Origin of the sequence: Weizmannia acidilactici (assembly GCF_008974185.1) — a bacterium.
Lineage (GTDB): Bacteria > Bacillota > Bacilli > Bacillales > Bacillaceae_C > Weizmannia > Weizmannia acidilactici.
Genome location: NZ_BKZP01000012.1, coordinates 13,993 through 30,631 on the forward strand (window position 1 = coordinate 13,993; position 16,639 = coordinate 30,631).

General features: G+C 46.8%; 19 protein-coding genes. 2 read left to right on the forward strand and 17 right to left on the reverse strand.

Features of this window, described 5'->3' with window-relative positions:
- Nucleotides 1-66: 66 nt before the first annotated feature.
- The gene (locus BpJC4_RS06945; RefSeq protein ID WP_151679837.1) at nucleotides 67-966 is read right to left on the reverse strand and encodes a deoxyribonuclease IV; all 900 of its coding nucleotides are present in this window, start codon (nucleotides 964-966) and stop codon (nucleotides 67-69) included.
- 16 nt (nucleotides 967-982) lie between these two features.
- Nucleotides 983-2,293: a DEAD/DEAH box helicase gene (locus BpJC4_RS06950; protein ID WP_151679836.1), complete on the reverse strand. Its 1,311-nt coding sequence runs from the start codon at nucleotides 2,291-2,293 to the stop codon at nucleotides 983-985.
- Nucleotides 2,294-2,472: 179 nt separating this feature from the next.
- Between BpJC4_RS06950 and vrrA the strand changes: the two genes are divergently transcribed.
- Both vrrA and BpJC4_RS06960 read left to right on the forward strand, forming a co-directional pair.
- The gene (gene vrrA / locus BpJC4_RS06955; RefSeq protein ID WP_151679835.1) at nucleotides 2,473-3,114 is read left to right on the forward strand and encodes a VrrA/YqfQ family protein; all 642 of its coding nucleotides are present in this window, start codon (nucleotides 2,473-2,475) and stop codon (nucleotides 3,112-3,114) included.
- Between the two features lie 164 nt (nucleotides 3,115-3,278).
- Entirely contained in the window at nucleotides 3,279-4,244 is a 966-nt protein-coding gene (locus BpJC4_RS06960; RefSeq protein WP_151679834.1) for a 4-hydroxy-3-methylbut-2-enyl diphosphate reductase, read from the forward strand.
- 42 nt (nucleotides 4,245-4,286) lie between these two features.
- Here BpJC4_RS06960 and BpJC4_RS06965 read toward each other — a convergent pair whose 3' ends face one another.
- The 15 genes from BpJC4_RS06965 to ybeY form a co-directional block, all read right to left on the reverse strand.
- Nucleotides 4,287-5,405, reverse strand: a complete 1,119-nt coding sequence (locus tag BpJC4_RS06965) for a Nif3-like dinuclear metal center hexameric protein (protein ID WP_151679833.1) — start codon at nucleotides 5,403-5,405, stop codon at nucleotides 4,287-4,289.
- Entirely contained in the window at nucleotides 5,402-6,100 is a 699-nt protein-coding gene (locus tag BpJC4_RS06970; protein WP_151679832.1) for a tRNA (adenine(22)-N(1))-methyltransferase, read from the reverse strand. Before BpJC4_RS06970 ends, BpJC4_RS06965 begins: the two co-directional genes overlap by 4 nt.
- 85 nt (nucleotides 6,101-6,185) lie before the next feature.
- Nucleotides 6,186-6,557, reverse strand: a complete 372-nt coding sequence (gene cccA / locus BpJC4_RS06975) for a cytochrome c550 (RefSeq protein ID WP_151697709.1) — start codon at nucleotides 6,555-6,557, stop codon at nucleotides 6,186-6,188.
- Between the two features lie 234 nt (nucleotides 6,558-6,791).
- The gene (locus BpJC4_RS06980) at nucleotides 6,792-7,373 is read right to left on the reverse strand and encodes a hypothetical protein (protein WP_253718595.1); all 582 of its coding nucleotides are present in this window, start codon (nucleotides 7,371-7,373) and stop codon (nucleotides 6,792-6,794) included.
- Nucleotides 7,374-7,499: 126 nt separating this feature from the next.
- On the reverse strand, nucleotides 7,500-8,636 hold the full coding sequence (gene rpoD / locus BpJC4_RS06985) for an RNA polymerase sigma factor RpoD (protein WP_151679830.1): 1,137 nt from the start codon (nucleotides 8,634-8,636) through the stop codon (nucleotides 7,500-7,502).
- A 73-nt stretch (nucleotides 8,637-8,709) separates the two neighbouring features.
- A complete protein-coding gene (gene dnaG / locus BpJC4_RS06990; RefSeq protein WP_151679829.1) occupies nucleotides 8,710-10,521 on the reverse strand; it encodes a DNA primase in 1,812 nt (603 codons plus the stop codon).
- Nucleotides 10,487-10,963: a YaiI/YqxD family protein gene (locus tag BpJC4_RS06995; protein ID WP_172968271.1), complete on the reverse strand. Its 477-nt coding sequence runs from the start codon at nucleotides 10,961-10,963 to the stop codon at nucleotides 10,487-10,489. The genes dnaG and BpJC4_RS06995 overlap by 35 nt, the downstream gene beginning before the upstream one ends.
- Before the next feature lie 478 nt (nucleotides 10,964-11,441).
- On the reverse strand, nucleotides 11,442-12,245 hold the full coding sequence (locus BpJC4_RS07000; protein ID WP_151679827.1) for a pyruvate, water dikinase regulatory protein: 804 nt from the start codon (nucleotides 12,243-12,245) through the stop codon (nucleotides 11,442-11,444).
- Between the two features lie 17 nt (nucleotides 12,246-12,262).
- Complete coding sequence (gene ccpN / locus BpJC4_RS07005; RefSeq protein WP_151679826.1) at nucleotides 12,263-12,916, reverse strand: transcriptional regulator CcpN; 654 nt, start codon at nucleotides 12,914-12,916, stop codon at nucleotides 12,263-12,265.
- Nucleotides 12,917-13,034: 118 nt separating this feature from the next.
- On the reverse strand, nucleotides 13,035-13,802 hold the full coding sequence (gene recO, locus BpJC4_RS07010) for a DNA repair protein RecO (RefSeq protein WP_151679825.1): 768 nt from the start codon (nucleotides 13,800-13,802) through the stop codon (nucleotides 13,035-13,037).
- 50 nt (nucleotides 13,803-13,852) lie between these two features.
- A complete protein-coding gene (locus BpJC4_RS07015) occupies nucleotides 13,853-13,996 on the reverse strand; it encodes a YqzL family protein (protein ID WP_151679824.1) in 144 nt (47 codons plus the stop codon).
- Nucleotides 13,997-14,121: 125 nt separating this feature from the next.
- Nucleotides 14,122-15,030, reverse strand: a complete 909-nt coding sequence (gene era / locus BpJC4_RS07020) for a GTPase Era (RefSeq protein WP_151697710.1) — start codon at nucleotides 15,028-15,030, stop codon at nucleotides 14,122-14,124.
- Complete coding sequence (locus BpJC4_RS07025; protein WP_151679822.1) at nucleotides 15,023-15,421, reverse strand: cytidine deaminase; 399 nt, start codon at nucleotides 15,419-15,421, stop codon at nucleotides 15,023-15,025. The genes era and BpJC4_RS07025 overlap by 8 nt, the downstream gene beginning before the upstream one ends.
- 350 nt (nucleotides 15,422-15,771) lie before the next feature.
- Nucleotides 15,772-16,164 carry a diacylglycerol kinase family protein gene (locus BpJC4_RS07030; RefSeq protein WP_151679821.1) on the reverse strand — a complete coding sequence of 131 codons (393 nt, stop codon included), beginning with the start codon at nucleotides 16,162-16,164 and terminating at the stop codon, nucleotides 15,772-15,774.
- Entirely contained in the window at nucleotides 16,148-16,618 is a 471-nt protein-coding gene (gene ybeY, locus BpJC4_RS07035; protein WP_151679820.1) for an rRNA maturation RNase YbeY, read from the reverse strand. The genes BpJC4_RS07030 and ybeY overlap by 17 nt, the downstream gene beginning before the upstream one ends.
- Nucleotides 16,619-16,639: the final 21 nt, after the last annotated feature.

Genomic DNA, 16,639 nt, shown 5'->3' on the forward strand with positions numbered 1-16,639 from the left:
TTTGCAAAAGCATGTCTGAATTTCCAAAAAAATGAAAAAAGCCTGCCGCATAAAGCGGTCAGGCCGTCAGACGGGCTGCTGCATAATTTTCATTAATAAATCTTCATCAAACTGCCGGTTTCTCAGCATTTCAATTTCATATTTGTACGGCGGTTTCCGGTTCTTTTTATCTTCGCCGACATACGGGGTTTCCAAAATTTTCGGGATGTCCTCAAGCTGCGGGTGGTGCACGATATAGTCGAGGGCTTCAAATCCGATATGACCAAAACCGATATTTTCGTGCCTGTCTTTCCGTGCGCCCGCTTCATTTTTGCTGTCATTGACATGCAAAACTTTGAGGCGGCCGATCCCGATGATGCGGTCAAACTCATCCAGCACATCATCGAACCGGTGCTTTATATCATAACCGGCATCATGCGTATGGCAGGTGTCGAAACAAACCGAAAGCTTGTCATTAAATTTGACACCGTCGATGATTTTCGCCAATTCTTCAAACGTCCTTCCGCATTCGGAACCTTTGCCGGCCATCGTTTCCAGCGCAATTTGGACATTTTGGCCCGGTGTGAGCACTTCATTTAAACCTTCAATGATTTTCCGGATGCCTTTTTCCGGCCCCTCACCGACATGGGCGCCCGGGTGGAGGACGATTTGCTTCGCCCCGATCGCTTCCGTCCGTTCGATCTCCGAATTCAAAAAATTGATGCCGAGCTCAAAAGTGGCAGGGTTGGCCGCATTCCCGATATTGATAATATAAGGCGCATGGACGACAATTTCTTTGATGCCGTGCTCTTTCATGTGGGCAAGGCCGGCTTCGATATTTAAGTCTTCGATTTTCTTTCTTCTCGTGTTCTGCGGCGCACCGGTATAAATCATAAAGGTGTTGGCGCCATATGATGCCGCTTCTTCGCTTGCCGCAAGCAGCATTTTTTTGCCGCTCATGGAAACGTGTGAACCGATTTTTAACATCAATGTTTCTCCCCTTTTATTTGCGTTTTTGCATTTTTCTTTGGCGTTTTTTGATTGTCTCGATTTGCCGCTCGATTTTCTTTTTATACCCCGGCTTCACTTTTTTCGGCCTGCCAATTGCCCTTCTCGCCGCTATTTCCATTTCATCTGCCTGCCTTACGCGTTTTTTGCGGCGGTTCCGGTCGTGCCGTTCCACCCATTCCCCGTTTCTCAAGTCGCGGTTTTCAAAAACGATGCCCAATTTTTCAAGTTGTGTAAGGGCATATTCATCAGAAGGCTCGTAGATGGTCGCGCAAATGCCCGAAAGGTTCGCACGTGCAGTCCTGCCGGCTCGGTGGATGTAAAACGTCAAGTCTTTCGGCAGCTCATAGTTGACGACATGGCTGACGCCTTCAATGTCAATGCCTCTCGCCGCCAAATCGGTAGCGACAATATACTGGAAATCAAGGTTTTTAATTTGCTTCATCGTCTTTGCCCTTTCCCGCGGCGTCAAATTCCCGTGGATGCGGGCAGTTTTCATCCCTTTTTCCGCCAGTCGGCCCGATATCTCGTCCACCATCACTTTTGTATTGGCAAACACAATCGCTAAATAAGGATTAAACGCTTTAAGTACATCATACAATACATCGATTTTCTCCCGCGAGCGTTTTGGTATTAAAATATGCTCGATTTTTTCCGCAGAAATTTGCTTCGGCTGCACCTGCTCGAATTTCGGGTTTTCCATATACTTTTTCAAAAACGGCTTTAATTTTTCCGGAATCGTGGCCGAGAATACGAGCATTTGCAGCTCTTTCGGTATCCGTCCGGCAATTTGGTCGACATCTGCAATAAAGCCCATATCAAGCATGATATCCGCTTCATCGACGACCAAAATTTTTGCAGTATGGACAAATAGGGCCTGTTCTTTCACAAGATCATAGATTCTTCCAGGCGTTCCAACAACGATCTGCGGCTGTTTTTTCAGCTTTCCAATATCGCGCTGCTTGTCCGTTCCGCCGATAAAAAGCCGCGCTGTAATGCCGCCTGTTTCATCCCATTTTAAAATATCCAGGACTTCATGATAGATCTGGCTTGCCAGTTCCCTAGTCGGCGCCGTAATGACCGACTGCACTTCATGAAGGCTTGGATCTGTTTTCTGCAAAACCGGCAGCACATAGGCATGCGTTTTGCCCGTGCCGGTTTGTGACTGGCCGATCGCGCTTTCCCCTTTTAGCACGAGCGGGATCATTTTTTTCTGGATTTCCGTCGGTTCAAGAAATCCCTTATTTTCTACAGCCGTTTCGATAAAAGGCTTAAAACCAAAATCTTTCCAATTCGTATTGATCATGTTTCCACTCCTTATCTCACACGCCTAGGAACGTCTTGTTATTATAATCGACATTCGAAAAAAACGCTACTTTCCGGCAAAGATGCTGCCAAGAAACTTTTCTGCATTCCAGACGTTTCCGCCTGCCCTGCATATTGTATAAATGAACGGCGTTAAAGAACAGAAAGGGGGATAAAACAATGCCGCCAAGAAATATGCCGTTTTTCGGGCCACCAAACCAGGGGCTGGGTCGTCCGATTGGCGGAATGCAAAGGAACCCATTTACGTTGAACCGCCCCGGTATGCTTAGGCCTTTCGGTGCCGGTTTTGGGCATAATCCGGTATTCCGCGCCGGGGGCGGACCCGCCTTCCAGGGCCGCGGCGGGCTCTTATCAAGGTTGTTCCAGCGCGGCGGGCAAAATGCAGCCATGAATCCGGCAAACGCCTTCCAAAGAGGAGCCGCCGGGGGAGGCGGATCGCTGCTGAAGTCGATTGCAAATCCGAATTCGATCAGTTCATTTTTAAACAATACACAAAATGTCATTAAAACGGCGCAGCAGGTCGGGCCGATGATCCAACAGTACGGTCCGCTGATTAAAAATTTGCCTGCCATGTGGAAAATGTACCGCGGATTAAAAAATGCGCCGGTTAATGAAGCAGGGGCAGAGGAATCAAGCGGGCAAAACAAAAAACGCACTTCTCCAAGCACCGCCGGCAAAACGGGGCGCGTCACAAAAAGCGCAGACCGCACATCCGCAAGCAGCTCCAGGAAGAAAAAGGAAAAGAAAAAAGAAGAAAACATCCAGGAAAAAGGCGCTTCCGTACCTAAATTATTTATTTAAAAAACAGGACCGTTTGTACCCCGGTACAGGCGGTTTTTTTGCATGATAAGCCTTATGCCCCATTTTGTATTCTGCCTTAAATTCCGATATAATACAATTGTGTTAGAATACAATTTTAAGTCCGGACTTCATATGTTTCCGGAATATTTACTAGGAGGATCGCAATGGAGGTTATTAAAATTTCCCCCCGAGGCTACTGCTACGGCGTTGTCGACGCGATGGTCATCGCCCGCAATGCCGCTTTAGATAAAACATTGCCGCGCCCCATCTACATACTCGGCATGATTGTCCACAACCAGCATGTGACGGACGCCTTTAAAGAAGATGGAATCATCACCCTGGACGGAAAAAACCGGAAAGAAATTTTGGAGAAGATCAATGAAGGCACTGTCATTTTTACCGCGCACGGCGTATCCCCCGAAGTGCGCGAACTCGCCAGGAAAAAAGGGCTGACTGCAATCGATGCCACGTGCCCGGACGTAACGAAAACGCATGACCTGATCCGTGAAAAGGAAAAAGAAGGCTATGATGTCATTTATATCGGTAAAAAGGGGCATCCCGAGCCTGAGGGGGCGGTCGGGGTTGCCCCGGGGATCGTCCACTTGGTTGAGACAAAAGAAGATGTGGAAGCACTCAACATCCGGAATGATAAAATCATCGTGACGAACCAAACGACGATGAGCCAATGGGATGTGGCGGACATCATGGATCTCGTCCAAGAAAAATACCCAACTGCCGAAAAATATAACGAAATTTGCCACGCAACGCAAATTCGCCAGAAAGCCGTTGCGGAACAGGCAAAAGAAGCGGATCTTCTGCTTGTTGTCGGCGACCCGAGAAGCAATAATTCGAACCGCCTGGCGCAAGTATCGGAAGAAATCGCGCATACGAAAGCATACCGCATTGCCGATGTGGAAGAAATCAAACTGGAATGGCTGGACGGCGTCAGCAAAGTAGCCGTAACCGCGGGTGCTTCGACTCCAACGCCGATCGTCCGTGAAGTCATTGCGTTTCTCGAGCAATATGACCCGGAGGATGAATCGACATGGATGCGCGAGCGGAAAGTGCCGTTAAGCAAAATTTTGCCGAAAGTAAAAAATCCCCATCCTACACTGTCCAAAAAAGCATAAATCTTGATGTGGCGGGTTCCCATGGTCACCCGCCGCTTATTTTTACAGAAACCTGAACGGATCCGTATTTACTTTGGACTCAATAAATCGGACATCAAGCCCTTTTTCCCCGCATGCTTTCTGCAAATAATTCGCAACGCCTTTTTTCATCACTTTTTCGACGTTGTGTCCGGGATCAATAACGTTCAGTCCCATCGCCAAAGCATCATGGGCATTATGGTAATAAAAATCCCCGGTTACGAAAACATCGGCGCCTGCCCTTTTGGCCCGCGAAAAATATTTATTGCCGTCACCGCCCAACACTGCCACTTTTTTCACTTTATCTTCCAAGTTTCCAACCACGCGCAAAGCTTTGACATCGAGCGCTTTTTTTACATGTTCGGCAAATTCCCAAAGTGCCATTTCCTTTTCCAGTTCGCCGATCCTGCCGAGTCCGAGCTTTGTGCCTTCATTTTCAACAGGATAAATGTCATAAGCGACCTCCTCATACGGATGCGTACGGAACATCGCCTGCAGCACCTGTTTTTCAATCGAAGCCGTGTATATCGTCTCCACCCTTACTTCTTCAGTTTCTTCAAGTTCCCCAACTTTTCCAAGAAAAGGGTTCGTGCCTTCCCCAGGCAAAAACCGGCCGGTACCGCGGACGGAGAAGGAGCAGTGGCTGTATGCCCCGATGGCACCGGCGCCTGCATTTCCGATCGCCGTCCTGACTTTTTCCTCGTGAGATACCGGCACATATACAACCAGTTTCCTCAGCTTGTCTTCATATGTAGGCGATAAAATTTCCGTGCTACAGAGGCCGAGCGCTTCCGCCAGCAAATCATTCACCCCGCCGGGCGCCACATCCAGATTCGTATGGGCCGCATAGACGGCAATTCCGTGGCGGATGCATTTTTCAACCAGCCTGCCCTGCGGGGTATCGGTAGCAACATTTTTCAGTGGCCGGTAAATCGTCGGATGATGGGCTATAATGAGCTGCACATCATTTTCAATCGCTTCATCCACAACGTCTTCAATCACATCAAGCGCGACCAGCACATTTTTTACTGGCCGGTTTAATTGCCCGATCTGAAGGCCGACCGGATCTCCTTCCATCGCATATTTTTTCGGTGCAAACTGTTCAAACAGTTGAATCACTTCGTGTCCGTTGGCGTTTTTCATTTTAAAACCTCCTCTGCCAGAGCAATCAAATGCCTGTAATGGCTTTTCTTCTCTTCAAGCTCCGGGCTTGGTTCGGCTTCTGACATTTTCCTGAGAATATGCTGCCATTTTCTTTTTTCGGACTGCCATTTTTTCCGGAATGCCGCGTTGTTTTCTTTTATCAAAATAGGCCCCATCATGAGTTCTGCTTCAGTCAGATTTTGGGGGCGGGCTTCGGCATCTGCTGCGAGTATTTCATAAATTTTCCCGTCTTCTTCAAGAATCCTTTCACCTATAATTACCCATCCGTTTTCCACGCACCATTTCCGGACAAACAATGATCCGACATTTGGCTGGAGAATCAGCCTTTTTGTTCCAGTAAGTTTTTCTTTTCCCCGTTCCAGTATGGAAGCGATCAAAGCACCGCCCATTCCGGCTATCGTGATGCATTCAGCTTCGCCCGGGGAAAGGACATCCAAACCGTCGCCTTTTCTCACACTGATTTTTCCGGCAAGGCCCAATTGTTCCACTTGCCGGCGCGCGGAACGGTACGGCCCGTCCGCGACTTCGCCCGCAACCGCCTCCCTGGCAATCCCATGTTTTACACAATAGCAAGGGAGATAAGCATGGTCGGAACCGATATCGGCAATTTTCGTGCCATTCGGTATAAAAGCAGCCACTGCCCCAAGCCTTTTCGAAAGTTTTTCGCTGTTCATTTCTTCACCACTTTATACAGGATACTTCTATTGTAGCCACTTTTTGCCATAAAAAAAAGGGCACTGTTTGGCGCCCGCATTTCGTTTATTTTAACTTCGATACCCAATCCGCCATTTCATCGATATGGTCCGCTTCAACAAGCCCTGCCGGCATACCGCCGCTTGTGCCGTTTTTCAGCACATCCTTAATTTTATCTTTGGACAATTTCTTGCCAACCCCATGCAGATTCGGCCCAACCGCTCCCTGCAGATTGTTCCCGTGGCAAGTCGCGCATGTTTTTTTGGCGAAACTTTCCGGGTCAAATTTTCCCGAATCAGCTGTCTGCGTTTGTTTAGGGCTTTCCTTTTCCTTCGCAACTTGTTTTGCATCGCCTACCCCCTTGATGGAAAAGAAAAAGACAAGTGCCAACCCGAATACCATGATCAGCAAATATGGTATGACAGGATTCTTTTTCATTGCGCTCCCCCTTTATTTTACCGCTTTTTCAGCGTGCGTCCATTATTTATCTCTTTTATTTTAACTGAAAATTTTTAATAAAGAAAGCCCTAACAACGTTTTTATACGTGAATAGATTTTGGTTGAATGCGCTTACATTTTGTGTTATAATAAAAATGATGTAGAATTCAATAAAAATTCACAATTCCAAATCAACAAAGCCGGAAACCGAAAGTTCCGAATTTAAAATATATTCTATATTAGGATAGAAAATACCAAAATGGCAGTCCCAAGAATTCCCGAAACGGTAAAAAACAGCAGTTTGTAGGATTTTCCGACAACAAGCCACAGGGCGCAGTTGGCAAAAAGCAGCAAATACAAGGAATGGCGCTGATTTCCAAATAACTTTTCATTCACGAGCACACTGAGCATCAGCAAAATAAACGCAGCGCCAATAAAGAAAAGTGAAAAAAAGAATTCTTTATTAGCATAACGAATTCCTACAATAAGTAAAAATCCGACAAAAGCTGTCAAAATCACCGTTTGCAAAATAAAATGTAATTCAGTAAAATAAATGACAAATACAGCTATTCCGGCTAAAGCTAAAATGAAAACGGAAAACACCGCGAGCTTTAGGGTAGGCTTTTTCCTGCCGCCGGCATTTTGTTTTTCGCCGGTTCCGCCTTCCGTGCCGCCATTGTAAAGAGCAAGCAGGAAATCGCAATATTCTTGTGGAATCATATGGTTTTCTTTCCACATTTTAATTTCGTTGATGATAATATTTTTCTTAGTATCATCCATATACAGCACATCCCAAATGATATATTCGATAGGCATTCGGATAATCCTTTTTTTGCACGAAAAAGGTTTACTTCCTTACCGGAGTAAATAAAGAATAAGGCGCTTGGCTGAAAAGGTTATGCACAAGCGCCATGCTATCTTGATGTGCGGAAGCGGGGCATATTATTCCAGGAAGTCTTTCAGCCGCTTGCTCCTGCTCGGATGGCGCAGTTTCCGGAGCGCTTTTGCCTCGATTTGGCGAATCCGTTCCCTTGTGACACCGAATACTTTGCCGACTTCTTCAAGCGTACGTGTACGTCCGTCGTCAAGGCCGAAGCGCAGGCGGAGCACATTTTCTTCCCTGTCGGTTAACGTGTCGAGTACATCTTCGAGCTGCTCTTTCAGAAGTTCATAGGCAGCATGGTCTGAAGGGGAAGTGGCTTCCTGGTCTTCGATAAAATCGCCTAAATGCGAATCGTCTTCTTCACCGATCGGTGTTTCAAGTGAGACCGGTTCCTGGGCAATTTTAATGATTTCCCTTACCTTATCCGGGGATATATCCATTTCTTCGGCAATTTCTTCCGGCGTCGGTTCCCTGCCCAGATCCTGGAGCAGCGAACGCTGTACACGGATTAATTTATTGATTGTTTCGACCATATGGACAGGGATGCGGATTGTCCTTGCCTGGTCGGCAATGGCGCGCGTGATGGCCTGGCGGATCCACCATGTAGCATACGTGCTGAATTTATAGCCTTTCCGGTAGTCGAATTTTTCAACCGCTTTGATCAGGCCCATGTTTCCTTCCTGAATCAGGTCAAGGAATTGCATGCCGCGGCCCACATACCTTTTTGCAATGCTGACAACAAGACGCAAGTTTGCTTCCGCAAGCCGGCGTTTCGCTTCTTCGTCGCCGTTTTCGATTCTTTTGGCCAGTTCAATTTCTTCATCTGCGGAAAGAAGGTCGACACGCCCGATTTCTTTTAAATACATGCGGACCGGATCATTGATTTTCACACCCGGGGGAACGCTCAGATCATTCAGGTCAAATTCTTCATCGTTTTCTTTTTCCAAATCAAGATGTGAAGGCGCAGCCTCATCATCGCCGGGATCGTCCATAAGATCGATACCTTGTTCGGTAAGAGATTCATAAAATTCATCCATTTGGTCGGATGTCAAATCAAAGTTGCCAAGCTTCTCGGAAATGGTATCATAGGTAAGAAACCCGCGTTTTTTCCCGCGTTCAACGAGTTGCTCCTTCGCTTTTTCCAATGTAGACTCACTTTCTTCTAATGCTTTGGAACGTGCTGACTTTTCAGCCATATGTTCCCCTCCTTCCAACAATTTCACTCACAATGGTCCAACTGCAGCTTAATCTATTGTGTAAAGCAGAGATTTATGTGATTGACTTCCGCAATGCCAAAATTTCATTTGCCAATTGCAGTGCCTTTTGAAAATCGTTTTGCCGTTCAGCATCTTTTTGCGCCCTTTGTTTTTCTTTAATAAGCAGCAATTTTTGATGTTTTAGCACATACTGCACATAGTCTTCCAACTCGGCTTCCGATAGCTCCTCGTTGACTGTCATCATTTCGATTTCGGCCACAATCCTTTGCAGCTTTGTATCGGGCAAGTAAGAAAGAAAAGCGCTGGCGTCAGGCGGATTCCCTTCTTCATACCAGCCGAGCAGGTAAGTGAAAATCGCCTGGTGCTCATCCACGTAAAAAGTATTACCGTGGAGAAGGTCTTTTACTTTATAGGCGGTCTCCCCGTCTTTCAACATATGTGCCAGTAATCTTCTTTCAGCGGTTATATTGGCGGGAAGCAACGGGCTTTCAGGGCCAGGCGCCGTCTGCAATCCGAGTCCGGTACCATTCCGGCTAGCCCGTTTTCCGGACCAGCGTATACGGAATTGCCGCTCCTGCTCTTTCAGGGCATCCAAAGATAATGAAAACTCTTCGGACAGTTGGCGTAAATAAAGATCTTTCTCAACGGCATTTTCCAATTTTGAAATTTCCTTTATTACTTCTTCTATATACGCCAGCTTTTCTCCTTCATTTTGGAGATTTTTATTCAGGCGGAAATAATTCATTTTGAAAGCCATAAACGTCAGGCTGGCCCCTATTACATCCCGACGGAATTTCTCGCCGCCGTTTTGGTTTATGTAGTCATCAGGGTCCAGTCCTTCAGGCATTTGCGCAACCCGCACTTCACATCCGTTTTCGCTCAGCATCCTGCCGGCCCGGAAAGCAGCTGTAATCCCAGCCTGGTCAGAGTCATAACAAATGACAACATTGTCCGTCAGCCTTTTGATGATTTGGACATGTTCCGGCGTAATGGAAGTGCCCATTGTTGCAATGCCGTTTTGGACGCCTGCTTTGTCTGCGGATATGACATCCGCATAACCTTCAAAAATCACCGCCTGCTGCTTTTTCCGGATTGGTCCCCTTGCCTGGTGCAGGTTGAAAAGAAGCGTGCTTTTGTTAAAAAGGGGCGTTTCAGGGCTGTTCAAATATTTCGGCTGCTCGCCCTTCCGTACCGCTCTTCCTGCAAACGCTATAATCCTTCCTTTTATGTCAATAATTGGGAACATGATCCGATCCCTGAACCGGTCGAAATATTTACCGTCCCGCTCATTTCGGATGATCAGGCCGCCCTTTTCCATGACAGGAAGTGAATATCCCCGCTTATGGAGCATTTTCGCAGCGAAATCCCAGGCCGGAAGCGCATATCCGATCCCGAACTTTTCAAGGCTTTCATCCGTAAAACCGCGCCCCCGCAAATATTCAAGCGCCGGCTGTCCCTCTTTTGTATGGAGGAGCAAATGATGGTATAATTTTTGCAACAATTCGTGCGCTTCCATTATCTGCGACAGCTCCGGATCGATGCTTTTCGACACTTCCGTCTGCAGCCCTATATCCAGTTCAATATGCAATTTTCGCGCAAGCTTCACTGCCGCTTCCTGGAAAGTGATGCCTTCGATATCCATAAGAAAAGTAAAAACATTGCCGCCAGCGCCGCATCCAAAACAATGGAAAATCTGCTTATCGGGCGAAACGGAAAAAGACGGGGTGTTCTCACCGTGGAACGGGCACAGCCCGAAATAGTTACGTCCCTGTTTTTTTAGCTGGACATATTCGCTGACCACATCCACGATATCCGCAGACTGGCGTATTTCATTGATTTTCTCGTTCGGAATTATTCCTGCCACGAAAACATCCCTTCTGCTCCATTTTTGAAAGCATTTCAGCCAGGGCACGGGCAAAATGTTCCCGGTCTTCGGCTGTAAAGCGTTTCGTACCCTTTCCGTACCTGCCCCGACTCCTTTCTTTTGCCGCCAGATAGCGGAGATCAAGCGCCGGGCCGATCGAGCTTTCCGTGTAAATCGTGCCCCTCGGCGTCAGCGCAGATGCCCCTTTCGGCAAAACGAGGCTCGCCAGGCCGATATCCTGCGTAACGACAATATCGCCGGTTTCCGCATGGTTTGCGATATAAATGTCGGCTGATTCCCGGTGCGGGTCGACGTACACCCAATGGCCTTCCTCAGGATCTGCCATCCGGTTTTTGTACGAAGCAACAAAAACAACAGCCGCCCCGTATTCCCGGGCAACAGAAACAATTTCCCCCTTTACCGGACAGGCATCGGCATCCACAAGTACGGTAGCGCCTTTTATCCTAAATATTCTACATCACTCCACAGAATCCTGCTTTATTTGCGTTTCTTCCCATAATTTTTTTCATATGTCGAATTTTTTTCAAAATTGGGCTTGACATTTGCTAATAAATAGTTTATTCCTTTACCGCCCACTCTAAACCTCATTTAAATACATTTTTATCACAATTTTTTATTATAGTATACTTGCTTCATTTTGACTATATATAAATACTGAAAAAAGGAAAGAAATATGCCTGGTTTTCTGCAATGCAACGAAAAAAAGCGGGGAGAAACAACGGCCAATTTCAAAAGGCCGGTTTCCGCCCGTTTTCCCACAATCTCTTCTTTAAATATCATTGCGTGCCGCAGTTCGCTTTTTCGGACGGAGGCCCCTGCTGATCCGCCCTGCCCGTATTAGGGGCTGAACCAGCATTTGCACTCCCCATTTTTATGCAGCCATCATGTAACTGCCTTTTTCACCATTTTCTCATTTCATTCATAATGATATTTGCTGTTTCTTCAACGGCTTTGCTCGTCACATCAATCACTTTGCACCCGAGCCGTTCCGCGACTTTATTGAAATATTCCAATTCATATTTAATCCTTTCAATTGTCGCATAGCTTGCCGTGCCTTGGAGCCCGAGCGTTTTCAGCCGCTCTTTCCGGATATGGTTTAACGTGTCCGGATCAATTTTCAAGCCGAAGCATTTTTCAGCCGGCACCCGGAAAAGCTCTTCAGGGGGATCCACTTCCGGCACAATCGGCACATTCGCAACTTTATAACAGTGGTGCGCCAAATATTGCGACAGAGGAGTTTTCGATGTGCGCGACACGCCGATCAATACGATATCCGCCCGCACAATGCCGCGAGGATCCCGGCCGTCATCATATTTTACGGCAAATTCGACGGCCTCCACCTTTTTAAAATAGGCTTCATCGAGTTTTCTCACGAGCCCTGGTTCATAAAGGGGCTTGCATTCATAAAGATGGAGCAGCTCGTCCATCAGCGGCCCCATTAAATCAACTGCCGCAATTCCGTGTTTTTTTGCTTCTTCATCCATATATTTTCTCATTTCCGGCTTTACAAGCGTATAAACAATCATTCCATAATTCAAGGAGGCGAGCGAAACGACTTCATCGATATGTACGGTGTCTTCCACATAAGGAAAGCGTTTCAGTTCCGCATCATTCTTTTCAAATTGGCTGATCGCCGCTTTTGTCACCAGTTCCGCCGTCTCCCCGACCGAGTCGGAAACGATATAAATATGAGGTTTTACCAAAGATCACCACATCCTTTTCAATCGCCGTCCGCGAGTTCTACAAATGCTTTTGTAATATTGGTTTTTGTAATCCGGCCTACCACTTCAAGGCCTTTTTCTGTTTCTTTTACGATTGGCATTGAATCAATTTGCTTTTCGATCAGTTTTTTCGCCACATCAATCAGCAGATCGTCCTTTTTACAGTAAGTGATGTTTGGCATTCTTGTCATAATGATATGTACGGGAAGCGAGGTTAATTCCTTATTTCCGAGGCTGGCCCGCAATAAGTCTTTCCGCGACAAAACGCCGACAAGATGGGCTTCATTGTCGACGACATAAAGCGTGCCGACGTCTTCGAGAAAAACCGTTACGATCGCATCGTACACAGATACATTCTCATTTACAACGACCGGCAAAGACTGGTAATCTTTCACATAAATATTTTTCAAATTTTCCGTGAGCAGCTGCGTGCTTGTTTTTCCGGTATAAAAATACCCTACACGCGGGCGCGCATCCAAATAGCCCGCCATCGTTAAAATGGCGAGATCCGGCCGCAGCGTTGCCCTCGTCAAATTCAGCTTTTCTGCAATATGCTCCCCTGTGATCGGGCCGCTCGTTTTGACAATTTCCAATATTTGTTCCTGCCTTTTTGTTAATTCGATCGTAATCACCGCCTTATTAAACGCAACCATATGAAAACATAGTATAGCACAATGCTGCCATTCTGTCTTCAAATGCCGTGTGTTGCACATAAAAGCTTCAAATCTTTATTTATATTGTAGGCACAATATGCATATACTGAATAACAGATTATCCTTCATCCGGTTTCAGGCCTTTTTTTAGCTCTTCCATTTGGCTGAGAAAACGTTTCGATTTCAAATGCAGGCCAGAATATTCATCATAGTACATGGAAATGGCCTGCCTTAATTCTTTTTTTGTCGATTCTTTTACGGAAATGGTGCCTAGCCGGTTGATATCCAGAAAATAAAAAATCCGGAGCAGCCTGATGGAGGGCTGGGACAACGGAAGCCGGTACGGGTCGCGGCCAAAACAGCGGTCGCAAAGAAGTCCGTTTTCCCGGATGGAAAATGCAAAGGCCCCTGCCCGGCTTCCGCATACCGCGCACTTGTCCATGGACGGGTACAGCCCGAGCACATTCAGCATTTTCATTTCAAAAATGTTGGTGATGATTTCCGTATCATAGCCTTCATCGATATATTCAAGCGTGCGCAGCAGCAGTTCAAACAAAAAAGGGTTCTTTTTTTTGTCTTCCACCGCCTTATCCAAAAGTTCAATCACATATACGGCATATGCCGTTTTAAAAATATCTTCGCGGATATAGCGCATGGAAGAAACAATTTCGCCCTGTTGGAGTGTGCCGAGACCCCGCGACGGCTGGAAAAGAAAGTTTCCGTATGTAAAGATTTGGGAAACCGCGGCCAAGCGGCTGTTCGGTTTTTTTGCACCGCGTGCCATTACACTCAGTTTCCCAAATTCCCGCGTATAAATATGCAATATTTTATTGGATTCGCCATAATCCGTATTTTTAATGACGATCCCTTCACATTTTTCGAACAACCTTCCCACCTCTTGCTTTTAAAAAGCGGCCGGCCCGGCCTGCCGGCGGGTCATGTTACCGGAAAATCCGCTTCAGCCGGATCTTCTTCGGGTTCCTGCCGTTCTTTTTGCCGATCCCTTTCCAGTTCTTTAAAAAGCAGGTACGTATCAATATTGCCGGTATCCGCAAAGACTTTCCAGGTAAATTCCAACATCTTCACCACGCCTTTCATGTTGTGAGGGTCATGAATTTTTAAAAGCCTTCACTCATAGCTTCACCAGAGCAGATGCAAACATTCGGCGTAAAAATTGTCAATTGGCGCGTGAATTCATCTCTGGGTTAATATTCGTCTTCCCTGAAGCCAAAATCGCGAAGCTGGCTGATTTTATTGCGCCAGTCTTTCTGCACTTTCACCCACAATTCCAAATAGACCTTTGATCCAAGCAAATTTTCGATATCCCCCCTTGCCCTTTTTCCGATTTCCTTTAACATGGCGCCTTGTTTGCCAATCACAATCCCTTTTTGCGACGGCCTTTCCACCACAATGGTGGCCATGACGCGGATGACATCCCGATTTTCCATCCTCTCAATCTTATCGATGACTACCGCGATGGAATGGGGAACTTCTTCTCTTGTCAGATGAAGCACTTTTTCGCGGATCAGTTCCGAAATGATAAAACGTTCAGGGTGGTCCGTCACCTGGTCGGCAGGATAATACTGCGGCCCTTCCGGCAAATACTTCTGGATGGTTTCAAGCAGCCGGTCAATATTGTTTCCGGCAAGCGCGGAAATGGGGACAACTTCCCGGAATGGATACAAATCCTTATACTGTCCAATGATCCCGAGCAGGTCATCCGGATGGACGAGATCAATTTTATTAATGACCAAAAATACGGGCGTACGAATGTTTTTTAACATTTCAATAATATATTCATCGCCGCGGCCGAGTTTTTCTTCGGCATTGACCATAAATAAAATGAGGTCGACTTCTTTCAGCGTGTTCGTTGCCACTTTCATCATGAAATCGCCGAGCTTATGCTTCGGCTTATGGATCCCGGGCGTATCGATAAAAATCATCTGCGCTTCATCCGTTGTATAGACGCCCTGGACTTTATTCCTTGTCGTCTGCGGCTTATCGCTCATAATGGCGATTTTTTGCCCAATGACATGATTCAAAAATGTGGACTTCCCGACATTCGGGCGCCCGATAATCGAGATAAAACCTGATTTATATGCTGAATTATCCATGCAAATCCTCCGCTGAGAAAGCGCCCGGCAACAGCGCTTCAACCGTTGTTTCCATAATATCACCCTTTAAATTGGCCAGTACAATTTTCATGTCTTTCGGGCAAAGCTCCGAGATGACCTGCCTGCACGCGCCGCACGGGGAGCATGGCCGGTCTGTATCCGCAATAACAGCCAGGGCGGTAAAATCCTTGACGCCTTCAGAATAAGCTTTAAAAATGGCCGTCCGTTCCGCGCAATTGCCGACCGAGTACGCCGCATTTTCAATATTGCAGCCGTGGAACATCCTTCCGTCTTTTGCAAGCAGGGCGGCGCCCACCGGAAATTTGGAGTACGGAACATATGCTTTGTTTCGTGCTGACTTCGCTTCTTCGATTAACTGTTTGATCTTCATATGTTTTCCCCTTTAATTGTATTTTACTACAAGTTTGCCTCAAAGTTAAAATGTATTTTTCATTATTTTTGAATATTTTAAGTTTCGTTAAAATTTTGTCGATGTATGGCTGGTTTAATCTTATTTTATCGTAAAGAAAGACGTGTTTCAAACCGCGCCGACCACAGGAAGGTTTAAAGGGCTATTTACAGGATCATGCGGATCAGTGCGAAATTTGCGGGACTCCTGCGGGAAAAGACGGGCCAGGCGAGACCCCGCAGTACGGAACCGTGCGAGGAGGCTCGGCGCGGGCGGAAAGCGGGCGGATTTCGCGCTGATCATTTCGGTTCTTCATAAAAAAAGAAGCCGCATCAAAAAGCCGCTCCTTCGAATAAGTGAAGCAGTTTCGGAAGAAATACGATGCAGCCGATGATGGCGGCGAGCACCGCAGCCATCAGCACCGCTGCCGCTGCCGCATCCTTTGCCTGCTTGGCAAGCGGATGGTACCGGCCATCCGCCAAATCTACCGTCCGCTCAACTGCCGTATTCATCAGTTCCATCGAAAATACGCCGAAGATTGAAAAAAGCACTGCAATCCATTCGGCTTTGGAAAGGGAGAAAAAGAAACCGAGCAAAACGGCGCAAAAAGCCGCAAAAAGATGAAACCGGAAATTCCGTTCCCGCCTGATCGTCTGCCACACTCCTTCCAAAGCCGGCCGGAAAGGGGTACGGTATTTCGGGATATTTTTACCTTTTGAGCCCATATCCGTCTAAAATCTCTTTCTGGCGTCCGAACATTTCCGCTTCATCTTCTTTTGTCATATGGTCGTAACCGAGCAGATGGAGAAACCCGTGAACGGACAAAAAGCCCAGCTCCCTTAAAAACGAGTGCCCGTATTCCCTGGCCTGCTCCCTTGCGCGCGGCACGGAAATGATAATATCCCCGAGCACACGCGGCAATCCCTCACCAATAATTTCGATCTCCCCTTCCCCGGACTCTTCAAGCGCAAAAGAAATGACATCAGTTGGCTGGTCTTTATCACGGTACTCGCGGTTAATTTCGCGGATCCGCTCGTTATCGGTGAAGGTCACCGACAACTCGGTCCCGTCCTCAACCCCTTCTTGTTCAGCCGCATAATTCAACAAATCTTCAACGAGCCGCAGATTTTCTTCTGCCAGCTCATTCGTTTCATCAATCAAATCAATCGATAAGGTCATGTCAGCCATCCTTTTTCTTTA

Bases quoted from the DNA above. Each gene is read 5' to 3' on its own strand.
- BpJC4_RS07015 (WP_151679824.1), bottom strand. From the start codon at position 13,996: ATGTTGGAATTTACCTGGAAAGTCTTTGCGGATACCGGCAATATTGAT.
- rpoD (WP_151679830.1), bottom strand. From the start codon at position 8,636: ATGGCTGAAAAGTCAGCACGTTCCAAAGCATTAGAAGAAAGTGAGTCT.
- BpJC4_RS06980 (WP_253718595.1), bottom strand. From the start codon at position 7,373: ATGCCTATCGAATATATCATTTGGGATGTGCTGTATATGGATGATACT.
- ccpN (WP_151679826.1), bottom strand. From the start codon at position 12,916: ATGGTTGCGTTTAATAAGGCGGTGATTACGATCGAATTAACAAAAAGG.
- BpJC4_RS06965 (WP_151679833.1), bottom strand. From the start codon at position 5,405: ATGAAAAACGCCAACGGACACGAAGTGATTCAACTGTTTGAACAGTTT.
- BpJC4_RS06960 (WP_151679834.1), top strand. From the start codon at position 3,279: ATGGAGGTTATTAAAATTTCCCCCCGAGGCTACTGCTACGGCGTTGTC.
- BpJC4_RS07025 (WP_151679822.1), bottom strand. From the start codon at position 15,421: ATGAAGATCAAACAGTTAATCGAAGAAGCGAAGTCAGCACGAAACAAA.
- vrrA (WP_151679835.1), top strand. From the start codon at position 2,473: ATGCCGCCAAGAAATATGCCGTTTTTCGGGCCACCAAACCAGGGGCTG.
- cccA (WP_151697709.1), bottom strand. From the start codon at position 6,557: ATGAAAAAGAATCCTGTCATACCATATTTGCTGATCATGGTATTCGGG.
- BpJC4_RS06945 (WP_151679837.1), bottom strand. From the start codon at position 966: ATGTTAAAAATCGGTTCACACGTTTCCATGAGCGGCAAAAAAATGCTG.
- era (WP_151697710.1), bottom strand. From the start codon at position 15,030: ATGGATAATTCAGCATATAAATCAGGTTTTATCTCGATTATCGGGCGC.
- BpJC4_RS06970 (WP_151679832.1), bottom strand. From the start codon at position 6,100: ATGAACAGCGAAAAACTTTCGAAAAGGCTTGGGGCAGTGGCTGCTTTT.
- BpJC4_RS07030 (WP_151679821.1), bottom strand. From the start codon at position 16,164: ATGGGCTCAAAAGGTAAAAATATCCCGAAATACCGTACCCCTTTCCGG.
- ybeY (WP_151679820.1), bottom strand. From the start codon at position 16,618: ATGACCTTATCGATTGATTTGATTGATGAAACGAATGAGCTGGCAGAA.
- BpJC4_RS06950 (WP_151679836.1), bottom strand. From the start codon at position 2,293: ATGATCAATACGAATTGGAAAGATTTTGGTTTTAAGCCTTTTATCGAA.